The sequence below is a fragment of the Trichocoleus sp. AS-A1 genome, from assembly GCF_039962015.1.
In the GTDB taxonomy this organism is placed as follows: domain Bacteria; phylum Cyanobacteriota; class Cyanobacteriia; order Cyanobacteriales; family FACHB-T130; genus FACHB-T130.
Genome location: NZ_JAMPKG010000013.1, coordinates 31356 through 44129 on the forward strand (window position 1 = coordinate 31356; position 12774 = coordinate 44129).

A 12774-nucleotide genomic window follows, 5' to 3' on the forward strand; every position below is an offset into this window, starting at 1 on the left:
TAAGAACTATTCCTATTTAGAAGGACAGGTATTTTTTGTCCGACCCTTCCAAATCCAACCGGAGACTGGAGAATTAATTTCTATCCAGCCACCTTCTTCTTTTCCAGTGACAGAGACTTTGGTTCCTGCTTTCACAACATCCCCTGTTTTCTTTCGTCCATCCACAGAGCGGACATTGGATGAACTAAGAACAACAACACAAGTGTTTTTCACTTCATTTTTAGCTGGCGCAGTAATTTGATTTTTAGCCGTTTCAGGAGAGGACGGGACTTGACGACTTGCAAAAATTCCCCCGATTGCAATCACAAAGATAGCAGTGCCTGCTCCAATTAACAGCGGCAATTTGTTAGGAGATTTAAGTCCAGAATCTAGGCTGGACGACGAACTAATTGGAGCTGGGGCGGGATTCCCAGGAGCAATTGTCACCGTGTTCTGCGTGGCGGGCGCGGTTGGAGGCGTTGCTTCATCTACGACGCTAGCCGGAGAATCCACTGTCTTTTCCGATGAATTGCCTGTAGCAATGGTTACGGTATTGTCCGTAGGGGGCGCGATCGCCGGGGTGGAAATAGGAGCAGGGGCGTTATTGGGCGAGACGTGGGGATTGGTGCGTTCTTGGAGCGAGCGCAGTGCCTTATTTGCCGACACGGAACCGTCTTTCCAGTAACCACGCACCTTCTGTCCCAAGACTGCGGCGATCGCTGCCGGGGAATTCGGATTGGTTAGGGAAGCAAGCGATCGCAATGCCTCGGTTGCTGACTGGTAGCGGAATTTGAAGTAGTGGCGTACCATCTGGCTCAGGACAGCGGCTAACCCATCGCTAACTTGAGCCAAGTGCCGCCAGAGAATCTCCCCGCTGTCGGGATCTTCTGCTAATTGCCTGGGATTCAGCCCGGTCAAGGCTTGGATACCAATCATGCCCAGTGCGTAAAGATCGCTGCTAGGGCGGGGTCTGCCTTGTCCCTGTTCGCTAGGCATATAGCCTGGGGTACCAATCGCAACCGTCTCATTCATCCCTTCTTGAGCGATGACGGATTGCATCTGCACCTGTTTGACGGCACCAAAATCTACCAAAACTAACTTCTTATCGGAAGAACGGCGAATTAAATTATCCGGTTTGAGATCCCGATGAATCACCCCGTTCTCGTGTACAAATTCCAGAATAGATAATACTTCAGACAGCAGTTGAATCACCTGACTTTCGCTCCACTGCTGTCCTGGTGGCAGTTCTACACTTAGAGGCTGTCCGTCGATAAATTCCTGCACTAAGTAAAACTCTTCCTGCTCCTCAAAGTAAGCTAACAGCCGGGGAATTTGGTCGTGGTTCCCCAACTTTTCCAGAGTTTCGGCTTCGCTATTAAACAGGCGTCTCGCTGTTTGTAAAAATTCGGGATTGCTAGTCGCGGGTTTGAGGTGTTTAACAACGCAGGTAGGGTTCCCAGGTCGGCGAGTGTCTTGGGCAATGTAAGTATGACCAAATCCACCTTGGCCTAGCGCCTGGATCACCTGGTAGCGCTGGTCTAGTAATATGCCTATCATGGTGTCGCTGCCCTGAGCTGAGGTAAACCGTTTAACATAATTGAGTTTTTCCAAAAAGGAAGCAGTGTTTTCCGGATGTTTCATCAGATATGCACGGATTGCATATCTGATGAAAGAGCTACCCCCTTTCAGGGAATCGCTCTCTCCCGCCGCACTCTTGATTGACTGCGTATGAAAACCGCACTTTCGCGTCTTCTCTGGTGCCCAGTTGTCAAGGCTTCGACGGTCTCGCTAAAACCTCGACCTGACATCGGGAACCAGCGAATACTATGATACTGTTGTTCAAGGAATGAGGGGTATGACCCCCCATTTATATAAGGTAAGGCTGAAGGGCGCAGAGGCATTAACGCTAAAACTCAAACGATTTGCCGATTAAGCTGCCCTAAGCGTGTAGCTTGGGCAGGGTTGCATAAATGCCTTTGAGAATGCCATAACCTTGAGGGGAAGTGAGGGAAACCAATCAAAAGCCCCTTACTTTGCTGAGTTTTTGCACGCCTCGTTCGCTTCGCTTCAAAAAGGGATAGGAGTCATGGCTGAACTCAATCTGCGTCTACGAGAGGGAGATACAGAAAGAACGATTACGGTGAATCGGGATGAATTTACGATCGGTCGTTTGCCAGAATGCAACTTGCATTTGCCTTTCGAGGGAATTTCCCGGTGTCATGCCCGCTTTTTGAAAACGCCTTCTGGGGCGTGGACAATTGAGGATATGGGCAGCAAAAACGGAACGCGATTGAATGAACGCCCTGTCATCTCGCCTCAACAGGTAAATCACGGCGATATTCTTTGGCTGGGAGATATTAGCCTGAATATTCTTTTGAGCCATCCTGCTCAACCCCATCTAACACAGCTGGTGGAACCCGTGGCTCAAGGAACCACCATCTTTCGCAATGTTCAAGAGCTGCAACAGCAGTGGATACAAGCGGAAGGGACGCTAGACGTAGTTAGCAATAAGGAAAAAGCGATCGCTCGGCTCAAAGATTTAGTGAATATCGCCAAGAATTTGAGCGCAGCTGAATCGATCGAAGCAATTTTCTACCAGGTGCAGGAAGTCGTTTTCCGCGAACTTCAAAGCATTGAGCGCTTGGCATTGTTAATTGATGTAGAGGGTTCCGGCAAACTGGAATTGCTGAATGCCGCCGCTAGAGATATTTTGGAACAACAGAATCTAACGGCAAATGGCAGTTGGATTAGCCGCACCATTTGTCAAAAGGTATTTGCCGAGAAAGTCGCAATTCAAACCGCTGATGCCCAGATGGATAAAAGGTTTGAGGGGCAACAGAGCATTTTAGTCAAAGGGATCAAGAGCGCGATCGCCGTCCCGCTTTGGGATGAAAATAAAGTAGTCGGTGTTCTTTATGCCGATGCTCATCTTTCCTCTAGCCATTGGACGAAAGGAGGCGAGGAAGACCTCAGCTTTTTTTCGGCTTTAGCAAATCTGGTCGCATCCGCAGTCCAACGTTGGCTGTTAACACGGAAACTGAGAAACGAAGAAACCATTCGGACTCGACTAGAGCGCTATCACTCCCCTGCCGTTGTACAGCACATTATGACCTTAGGGGCCTTAGACAACGGTCGTCTCACGCCTGCTGAGGTTGATATCAGCATTCTCTTTGCCGATATTGTTGGCTTCACCGCCCTTTCGGAACGGTTGAGTCCTACAGAAATTGCCCAATTACTCAATGATTTCTTCGAGGAAATGCTACAGGAGGTTTTTACTGCCGGAGGAACGTTAGACAAGTATATTGGAGACTGCATCATGGCATTTTTTGGCGCTCCTGAACCTCAACCGGATCATGCCGACCGAGCTTTCGTCGCCGCCAAAGGAATGCTGACTCGTCTAGAGAAATTAAATGCCGCTCGAGTCTGGCGCGAACCGCTGCAAATTCGAGTTGCCATCAACAGCGGTAGAGCCGTGATTGGAGATGTCGGTAGCTCTCAAAGAGTAGACTATACCGCTTTAGGAGCAACGATTAATCTAGCCTCCCGCATGGAAGGAATCTGCCCCCCTGGTGAATGTGTCGTCAGTGAAGCCACGTATTCATTGCTGAAGCGATCCCAAGACTTGCAGACGGTAGGAGAACACCATTTCAAAGGCATAGACCGACCTGTCAGAGTTTATCAAACCAAGCGGCATTAAAGTGCTGGCTCCCCTCTGAGTTTTAGTGGAGCGAAAGGGCGGATTTTGAGTTTTCGGCTAAGACCAAGCCAAACCCTTTCTCGACGACGAAATCGAGGAGTTTATCGCTTCTGCTCACCAGCCCAAAAAATTTATTCCTCACCTTCCCCGTATCGGGGTGGGTTAGCCAGAGGTGGCAAGAGGTTGAGCAGAAGGTTAACCGAAAAGGAGCTGGGTGCGATTTCCCGGTCGTTGCGACCTATGGCAACACAGCGTATCATCTGTCGAAGGATTTCGTCAGAGTTAAGATGGTGGCAGTAATTGCCGGGAAAACGCATATATTTGTGGGTGCTTTCTTTGACTATTGCTTTGTCCAGGAGTTTTAGCAAGCCTTGTTCGCCTTGGTTCAAGGAGGTTTAGAGTCATGGCTGAACTCAAGCTGCGCCTACAAGTTGAGGAAAATGCTGAAAGCACCGTCACGGTGGATAAAGAGGAATTTATTATTGGTCGTTTGCCAGAATGCGATCTGTACTTGCCTTATTTTGAAATTTCCCGCTGTCATGCCCGGTTGTTAAATACACCGGATGGCGTGTGGGTAGTCGAAGATATGCATAGCACAAACGGAACGCGGTTAAATGACCGTCTGCTAGCAGCGCCCCAAAGAGTGAATCATGGGGATGTTATTCAGATGGGTCATGTTTTCATCCACGTTCTTTTAGCCAGTTCTCCTCAACAAAAAACTCAACTCAATCCCATCAATGCAGATCCGATCCCCGAAGAAGTGACGATTCTTCGCAATGCCAAAGAACTGCAACAGCAATGGATACAAGCGGATGATGAAGGGAGTAATATTGCGAATCCCCACAAAGCGATCGCTCGGCTGAAAGACTTGGTTGATATCGCTAGATGTCTGAATTCTGCCGAATCGATCGAAGCAATTTTCCAGCAGATACAAGAAATTGTTTTCCGCGATCTCATTAGTATCGATCGGTTGGCATTGTTGATTGATGTCGATTGTTCGGGGGAACTTGAATTACTTCAAGCAGCAGCGAGAGATATTTCTCAGCAGGAAAATCTCGCCGCAGATGGCAGTTGGATTAGCCGCACCATTTGTCAAAAAGTATTTACGGATAAAGTCGCGATTAAAACTGCTGATGCCCAGATGGATGAACGGTTTGAAGGCGAACATAGTATTTTAGCCAAAGGCATTCGCAGCGCTCTAGCGGTTCCTCTGTGGGATGAAAATCAGGTAGTCGGCGTTCTTTATGCCGATGCCCATCTTTCTTTTACCCATTGGAACAAAGGAGGAGATGAAGACCTCAGCTTTTTTTCAGCTTTAGCGAATTTGGTGGCGTCGGCGGTGCAACGTTGGCTGTTAGCAGAGAAACTCAGAAGCGAAGCCAACATTCGACACCGATTAGAACGCTATCACTCTCCTTCAGTTGTGCAGCATATTATGAATGTAGGAGGATTAGAAGGCGGTCGTCTTACCCCCACAGAAGGCGAAATCAGCATTCTTTTTGCCGATATTGTTGGCTTTACTGCGCTTTCGGAACGTTTAACTCCGACAGAAATTGCCGATTTGCTCAATAGTTTCTTTGAGGAGATGCTCAAAGAAGTTTTTGCCGCCAGAGGAACGCTAGATAAATTTATTGGAGATTGCATTATGGCATTTTTTGGCGCTCCAGAACCCCAGCCGGATCATGCCGACCGAGCTTTTGCCGCCGCTTGGGGAATGCTGGAACGTCTGGAGCGTCTGAATGCTCGTCAGTTCTTTCAACAACCGCTGCAATTGCGGATAGCGATTAACAGCGGTAAAGCGGTGGTTGGAGATGTGGGCAGCTCTCAGAGAGTAGACTATACCGTCTTAGGCGCTACGATTAATCTTGCCTCCCGCATGGAAGGAATTTGTCCCCCCGGTGAATGTGTTGTGAGTGAAGCCAGCTATTCTTTGCTCAGTCAACCGAAAGATTTGTTTCCGATGGGAGAGTACCGTTTTAAAGGTATTGACCGACCGATACGGGTTTATCAGACTAAGCGGCAGAGCGTTATCCACGATGGTATTCAGTCGGGTTAGAGATGAGATTAAACCTGGAACCCCATTTCTTGCAATCCTTGGCGGAGTCTAGCGGCTTCCTCTGGGTTGTGTTGCTCGTGAAGGGCGATCGCTTTCCCAAATGCTTCTAAACTTTCGATTACGTTCCCCATTTTCAACAGGGCAACTCCCAGATTTTGATACGCCTCTGCATAGTCTGGGTTCAGTTGAATCGCTTGGCGGTAAGCAGCGATCGCATCCGGCAAACGCCCCATTGCTTTTAATGCCATGCCTAGATTGTACTTTCCGACCGCAAAACTAGGGTCAATCTGCAAGGTAGTTTCATAAGCTTTTTGAGCATTAGTAAAATCCCCAGATGCTATCAACAAGTTGCCTAAATTGTTATAAGCCCCTAGTTTAAGTTTGGGCAGAATTGGCTGTTGAATGGCGACTTGATAGTGTGTCGCTGCTTGTGCAAGATCGTTCACACGAATATAGGCATTGCCCAGATGGTAGTGCAGCTCGTATAAAATAGAAGCATCCATCTGTGTTGATTTTAAGCCGCGCTTTAGGATTCCAATTCCCTTACTAATTTTCCCTGTTTCTATATAAAGCGCCCCCAATTTACAACAATCATAGGGATCGTTGGGATGGCTTGCCAGATAGCCTTCCATCGCCGCCTGTGCCCTATCGAATTTGTTTAAAGATGCGATCGCTCCCGGTTGATAGCCATAGTGCAAAATTGCGACATCCGACAGAGAAACGATCTGCCACTGGGGTTCTCTCTGCAACAATTCGGCAACGCTATCATCCACTAGGGAATGGTAAGGACGAGAAAAGCGCACGTCTGGGTGATTGCGAAATAGACGAGAAACCAGGGAATAGGGCGATTGGGATGCTCCGACTTCTTGCCGAATTAGGTTGATAACGAGGTTGCGATCGCTTTCCATCGCTTGCTTCATCTGCGGCACAATTTCCGGTGTCAGCACTTCATCCGCATCCAGCACCAGCACCCAATCTCCCTGAACGTACTTCAACGACTCATTCCGCGCTGCTGAAAAGTCATTGCACCATTCAAAGTGATAAACCTTCGCCCCAAATTCTCTGGCAATTTCAACAGTTTTGTCAGTGGAGCCGGTATCCAGCACCACCATTTCATCTACCACATCTTTGACACTATTCAAGCATTGTGGTAAAGACGATTCTTCGTTTTTAACAATCATGCAGAAGCTTAGCTTCATTTGACACCATGAACTGGCTTAAGGGACTCGTGGTATTTTAAATGCGATCGCATCAAGCTAATTAAACAGTAAAAAAAGAATTCTTTTTTTGCCTGCCCTTCGGTAGATAGGGATCAAAACTTATATATTTTTGATGTGTAACAGCATACAAAATTTCGGCTCCTGGCTAAAAATTGGATTTCCTGCTCTGAACCAACTTGCAAAACGGGAGTTTATAATACATTTGTTCTTCCGAAACAGGGTAAACTTGTATGACCCTTGGTACCTTGAATCACCTAAGCTTGACGGTTAGCGATCGCTCGAGATCGGAACCGTTTTATAACGCAATTTTGGAATTCATGGGCTACCAGCAGGTGGAGAAAAATGATGAGTTTATTATGTGGTGGTCAAAGGATGTCGGGGCAATTTTGATTTATGCCGCGAATCCAGATTCCCCGAACAAACTACACGATCGCTACTCGCCAGGACTACACCATCTTGCCTTTAACGCCGACAGCCGCGAACAGGTAGATAACTTATACAACCTGATTCTTGAACTAGGCGCTACAGTCCTCGATCCGCCAGCCGAATACAACCAGTATGCACCGGGCTACTACGCTGTCTTCTTTGCCGATCCCGATGGGATCAAACTGGAATTGGTTCATATGCCCAATCTACCCTAGAGCACTTTCCTGCTCGCTGGATCTTGCGGTTTCTAGGTGCCCTTCTGCCTGATTTACTGACAGCGAGGATGACGCCCTCCTTGGTCGCAAATTAAGTCAATTTGCTTGGCATCTAAATTCTTGGCTTGAGAAAAATCGACGCCCTTAACACGAGCCAAGGATGCGGCATTGGGTGCCTCTTGAATGAATTGATCCGACTGCACGGGTTTTGGGGCGGCAAAGGTTGCCCCCTTCAAATTAGCTCCTGCTAAATTCGCCCCGCGCAGGTCTGCCGCACTCAGATTTGTGTTTTGTAAATTGGCATTTTGCAGCTGAGCCTGAGCGAGATTGGCACCAACCAGTCTGGTGGCGCTGAGATCGGCTTTTTGGAGATTGGCGTTCCGAAAATCTGCTTCCGAAAGGTCTGCTCCTTGCCAGTTGGAGTTCGTCAGCAGCGCAAAGGGAAACTTAGCCCCGACAGCGCTAACTTGTCCGAGACGGGCGCTAGAGAGATTGGATTGGGTAAAGTTGGCATTGGCTAAATCTGCACCCGTCAGGCTGGCATTTTCTAAGACGGCTTGACGCAAATCTGCACCAATTAGCTTGGCACTACTGAGATTTGCACCCACGAGTTGAGCCTGGGACAAATTAGCCCGATTCAAGGTGGCACGGATTAGGTTGGTGCGATTCAGGGGGACACGGCTCAAAAGAGCGCCACTGAGGTTCGCTTCTTTAAGATCGGCTCCATTGAAGTCGGTAATCCAATCGTCAAAGGTGCCCAGACGCCCATCCTCACCGGCACCCAAGAAGCGGCTATTCCGTAAACTGGCACCTGTGAGGGAGGCTCCTTTGAAGAGAATCCCAGAAAGGTCAGCTTTGTCTAGAACCAGAGTAAATGGAGCAGGCTCTTGGCGCACCTGTGCGAGGTCGGTGCGACTGAGATCGACCTTGTGGACTTGAGTGGGGTAGATGCTGAGAATTTTAGCGATCGCGCGTTGAGTGCCCACCAGTCGCCTTGCTATTAACTGTCGCTCTACGAATCCACTCCCTTGCAGCAGCGCTTCGTCCTTTTGCAGGGAAAGATTTAAGCGCTGCAAGTAGGGTAAAGCTTCCGGACCCGTACTGACTAAGGTTTGCCCAATTGTCTCCATCAAAGCAGGTACCCTTTCTTGACCCAGCAAATCTACTAAGAAGGGAATCGCCCGCGAGTCGTCCAACCTTGCCAGCGCCAGAATAGCACTCCGTCGTTCTTCTAATTGGTTAGGGGAAGATTGACTTAACCGCTCGACCAGCGCCAAAAACACTTTGTTATTCTGTTGCTTGGACGAGCGCCAATTTGCCTGACTTTGAATGTACATTTGAGTGCCGACGAAGGTTCCCAAGACAGCACTCATGCAAGAAAAGCCGACAATTATCAGCGTCAGACTGGGGTTTTGGCGCATCCAATCCCAAAGACGCAGCGATCGCTTGGAAGAGGGTTTGGAAGATTGAGAAGTCAGGGCAATGCTTGTGATGGTTTCCCTTGCTCGCTTCGCTGGCTGTTCGGTTCCCGGCAATTGGTTTAACTGAGGAGCATTCCGCGACCGATCGGGTACAAAAGCCCTGGCTCCATCGATGACAAAGGTTCCAGCGATTCTATCGTGCAAGGTGCGACGTTCGGGATTGAACAGCGCGATCGCATTTTCCCCCAGCCACATCAAAGCAGACAATCCCAGCAAAATCCCCAAATCCGGAAAAGCACCGCTGTAGCGCCAAATCAGATAAGCCGTCGAAAGCGGCAATCCCCACCTGCCGACTCCCTCTCTCCAAATCGCGCGCATCAATCCTGGCGGGTCGCCTGATTCTTGCACGACTTGGACGCCTAGCCAGCGCTTGGGCGAGGTTTGTCCGGTTTTTCCCAATTTATACAGTTGCCAGCCTACGACCAGGACAGGAGCCACCAGCGCCCCGCACCAAAACAAATTGGTGAGTGGAGCAACCCGTTGGTTGCTTGCGCGCCGGGGAATTGCCAACGTTTGAGCGATCGCATCCTCGGTGGTTGCTAGCACTGGGTTGAGAGGAACGGTTTCCGGAGAGACACACGCACCAGCATTCGTACAAAACTTGGCGGCAAGACCGATGCTATAGGGAACTAAAGCACTCGCAACCACCAACGAGACTTCCACAATCGTGGCAGCACCCCGTCGGGTACCCAGTGGTAGTCGGTGCATCTGTATCCGCCAAGACGGGCTTTTGCGATTCGAGCTTTTTTTCACGCTTTGGGTAGCCATTCGAGCATTCCACAAATAGCAGTTAGCTGTTCGCTTCTAGCAAATTTTGTCCGGGCAGGCAACCCTTATTTTGCTGGTAAAGAGCCGCATTAGTAATGAACCTGCCCTACGTCCTTAGACGACTATACCCGTCCGGAGTCCATAGTCCTCATTGCTACCCAAAAAATTAAGACTTGCTAATCGGGGGACTTGGGGGCAATAAACAGTTTGTACGCCAAATACACTAACCCTGCCAAGATGCCGAGACTAATCAGGGATGCAACTAGATACAAAACGCTTCTGATTAGCCCAAAACCAACCAAAGCCGCGACGGCGACAACAGCAACTTTACCAGCACCAGGAAGCCCTTGAAACCAGTTAGCAATTTTGTTGAACAGAGACTGAATTGATTGAGATTCTTTAGGTTGAACCTGGAGAGGTTTCCCCGGTTCGGTTTCTATCATTGGCGCGGGAGGGTTGCTCTGATTGATTTGAGCATCTAGTTCTTGGAGTTTACGCTCCCAGTCTTGATTTTCTTGAGGATTCATCTTTTGTTTTTATAGTGAGTGACGAAAATGACGGTTACAAATGAAAAACTGACAGTCAAGCATGTATTGTCTTGGTGATTTAAACAAAAGTTTGTTTTAGCAACACCATGACTTAAAAAAGAAGAAATTTTAGCGCCCTCTCAGATACGTGACACTTTAAGAAAAGGAACACACTCGAAACACCTTTATTTACTTCTGTAGGACACTTATAGTAAGACTTCCTTAAAAAGGCAAGGGGATGACGAAATGAAGATGCTTCGCAAATGGATAGTTATTCCCACAACCTTGGCGTTAATCTTAACAGGCGCTGGGGCGGCTCGTAGTGATGCCCCAGTGTTAGAACTGTCGTCGAAGTTGTCGAACGATCCGGTCGTCCTCAACGGGGCTTCTGGCGGTCAAACAAGTAGTAATTGCGGTTATATCTCCCAAACCCCGAATCAAGTTGTTCGGGTAACGGCAGATCGGATCGATTACTTGCGGTTGAGTATCCAAAGCAGTGGCGAGCCTACGCTTCTGGTTGATGGCCCAGGAGGACGATTCTGCGTGTTGGCAGATAGTGTTTCTGGAGATAAGCCGGAGATTTCAGGAGTTTGGCTTCGGGGGGATTATAACGTTTATGTCGGCGATCGCGCGGGTGGCACCCATCCTTATACTCTATCGATTACTGGACAGAATAAATAATCGGTCATTCGTCAGTCGTAATTAATCAAAAACGAGTGACGAATCACTTGATTTTTTTCTAGTCTTCCAGAGAGCGGGCGGATACCTCAACGGCTTCAACGTCAATCGTTCCGGGAGGCGTCAAACGGTTAAAGTGTCCCTGTTCGATTTTGAGCGACTCGCCACAATTGGGGCACTGGCACTCGGTTCGATTCAAAGCTGTAAATTCATAGCTACAGACGGGACATTGGTCGGCAATGAGGTTGCGTTGCAACCACCAGCGAAAGCCTAGGAAAGCAAGGACTGGTGCAACGAGGATTAAACCTATCAGAATCAGAAAAGATTTCACCAACCAGCCAAGCCCAATCGACCCTAGCAACCAAATGATTAGCACCAGGGTAAGCCAAGAGCCGACGCCAGAAAGCTTGAATTGAAAGGAATTGGGGCTGTTCTGGTTCACGGCAGTCTCCAACAAAAGCAAGGTAGTATGGACTACTTCCATCCTAAATCAGAATCGATTCTCTCTGAGAACAGAGGCCGTTCAGTATTGATTTTCAAACGTGCCTAATCGCATTCAATTCAAACAAGCAGCTGTTTTAATTGCTGGGCAAGGGCATCTTTTCCAAACAAAGCGAGGCTTTGTTCTCGCAACCACTGAGGGTCGCAGCGCTGGTCGTCCCCTTTGAGGATTTCAATACAGGCATTTGCCACGGCTTCTGGATTGCGATGGGGGACGCGCCAGCCTAAACGTCCATCCTGAAGGGGGTCAGCAGAGCCATCATCGTTACCGGATAGGACGGGGATGCCACAAGCCATTGCCTCTAAATAGACAATGCCAAAGCCTTCTTGGGAAGGCATGATGTAAGCATCAGCGACGCGGTAATGGTCTACCAGGTCTTCGGTGGGAACGAACCCAGCAAAGATAACCCGGTCGGCAACTCCTAAATCTTGGGCAAGCTGTGCTAGTCGGGGTTGATCGTCGCCGCGACCGATCACCAAATATTTGACTTCTGGGAATACTTGAGCGATCGCAGGGATGGCTCGAATGGTAACGTCTACGCCTTTGTAGATATCGCCCGACCACAGCCGCGCTACAGTCATCAAAACTTTGGCACCGCCAAGATTATACCGTTCGATCAATACGGGTGGCTTGGGGCCTGGAGTAAAGTAATTCCCATCCACCGCACAGGGTAGCATTTGCACTTTCTTAGGGTCTAGGTCATTCACCGCGCAGGCGCGATCGCGGCTATAGCGACTAATTGTCCAAATTCCCTCCGCCTGCTTGAGTGCCCTTCGTTCTTGATTGGCTAAGGGTTCCCAAAATTCTTTTCCGTAAGTCAGCACCGTATAGGGAATCCCCAGCGGCTGACATAGCAGCCTTACCAAGGGTGACAGATTAATATGACCGCAAAAAACATGGTGGGGACGGCGTTGTAACAGACAAGCTAGCAGTGAAGTTGCTAGCCTTAAGCGTCCCTTTTGGGGATTTTGGTTTTTGAGATAATGAAATTTGAGGTTTTTTCCCTCAAAGGGATTTGGGCAGCCAACGCCATCCCGTAGCAAAAATACCTCGCCTTTGGCTTGATTTCCCAATGAGGTATAAGACTGCAAAATATCCTTAACGTAGGATTGGATGCCCCCTTCGCATCCAAAAACTTCCAGAAAAATAAATATATGGTTTGCGACTGGTTTAACAGTCGGCTCTAAATAATCTATCTTTTCTCCCACTTCAATAATCCCTGAAT

Annotated in this window: 11 protein-coding genes; 4 read left to right on the top strand and 7 right to left on the bottom strand. The window is 48.7% G+C overall.

Annotated elements, in window-relative coordinates:
• Positions 1 to 12: 12 nt before the first annotated feature.
• A complete protein-coding gene (locus tag NC994_RS12085) occupies positions 13 to 1536 on the bottom strand; it encodes a protein kinase (protein ID WP_190433437.1) in 1524 nt (507 codons plus the stop codon).
• A gap of 529 nt (positions 1537 to 2065) precedes the next feature.
• On the opposite strand from NC994_RS12085, the gene NC994_RS12090 reads away from it, so the two are divergent.
• Positions 2066 to 3676: an adenylate/guanylate cyclase domain-containing protein gene (locus tag NC994_RS12090; RefSeq protein WP_190433309.1), complete on the top strand. Its 1611-nt coding sequence runs from the start codon at positions 2066 to 2068 to the stop codon at positions 3674 to 3676.
• Between the two features lie 131 nt (positions 3677 to 3807).
• On the opposite strand, the gene NC994_RS12095 is transcribed toward NC994_RS12090, so the two are convergent.
• Positions 3808 to 4065, bottom strand: a complete 258-nt coding sequence (locus tag NC994_RS12095; protein ID WP_190414383.1) for a hypothetical protein — start codon at positions 4063 to 4065, stop codon at positions 3808 to 3810.
• A 14-nt stretch (positions 4066 to 4079) separates the two neighbouring features.
• Between NC994_RS12095 and NC994_RS12100 the strand changes: the two genes are divergently transcribed.
• Positions 4080 to 5732 carry an adenylate/guanylate cyclase domain-containing protein gene (locus tag NC994_RS12100; RefSeq protein WP_190433310.1) on the top strand — a complete coding sequence of 551 codons (1653 nt, stop codon included), beginning with the start codon at positions 4080 to 4082 and terminating at the stop codon, positions 5730 to 5732.
• Positions 5733 to 5740: 8 nt separating this feature from the next.
• On the opposite strand, the gene NC994_RS12105 is transcribed toward NC994_RS12100, so the two are convergent.
• The gene (locus tag NC994_RS12105; RefSeq protein WP_199299497.1) at positions 5741 to 6931 is read right to left on the bottom strand and encodes a glycosyltransferase; all 1191 of its coding nucleotides are present in this window, start codon (positions 6929 to 6931) and stop codon (positions 5741 to 5743) included.
• A gap of 251 nt (positions 6932 to 7182) precedes the next feature.
• Here NC994_RS12105 and NC994_RS12110 point away from each other — a divergent pair, with 251 nt between their 5' ends.
• Positions 7183 to 7593 carry a VOC family protein gene (locus NC994_RS12110; protein ID WP_190433315.1) on the top strand — a complete coding sequence of 137 codons (411 nt, stop codon included), beginning with the start codon at positions 7183 to 7185 and terminating at the stop codon, positions 7591 to 7593.
• Positions 7594 to 7646: 53 nt separating this feature from the next.
• On the opposite strand, the gene NC994_RS12115 is transcribed toward NC994_RS12110, so the two are convergent.
• Together NC994_RS12115 and NC994_RS12120 are read right to left on the bottom strand one after the other, a co-directional pair.
• Positions 7647 to 9842 carry a pentapeptide repeat-containing protein gene (locus NC994_RS12115; protein WP_190433317.1) on the bottom strand — a complete coding sequence of 732 codons (2196 nt, stop codon included), beginning with the start codon at positions 9840 to 9842 and terminating at the stop codon, positions 7647 to 7649.
• A 176-nt stretch (positions 9843 to 10018) separates the two neighbouring features.
• Positions 10019 to 10369 (bottom strand): hypothetical protein, encoded by a 351-nt coding sequence (locus NC994_RS12120; RefSeq protein ID WP_190414387.1) that lies wholly within the window; start codon positions 10367 to 10369, stop codon positions 10019 to 10021.
• Between the two features lie 246 nt (positions 10370 to 10615).
• Between NC994_RS12120 and NC994_RS12125 the strand changes: the two genes are divergently transcribed.
• On the top strand, positions 10616 to 11050 hold the full coding sequence (locus tag NC994_RS12125; RefSeq protein WP_190433318.1) for a hypothetical protein: 435 nt from the start codon (positions 10616 to 10618) through the stop codon (positions 11048 to 11050).
• Between the two features lie 58 nt (positions 11051 to 11108).
• Here NC994_RS12125 and NC994_RS12130 read toward each other — a convergent pair whose 3' ends face one another.
• Both NC994_RS12130 and NC994_RS12135 read right to left on the bottom strand, forming a co-directional pair.
• On the bottom strand, positions 11109 to 11489 hold the full coding sequence (locus NC994_RS12130; RefSeq protein ID WP_190433320.1) for a hypothetical protein: 381 nt from the start codon (positions 11487 to 11489) through the stop codon (positions 11109 to 11111).
• 119 nt (positions 11490 to 11608) lie between these two features.
• Positions 11609 to 12757, bottom strand: a complete 1149-nt coding sequence (locus NC994_RS12135) for a glycosyltransferase (protein ID WP_190433328.1) — start codon at positions 12755 to 12757, stop codon at positions 11609 to 11611.
• Positions 12758 to 12774 lie beyond the last annotated feature (17 nt).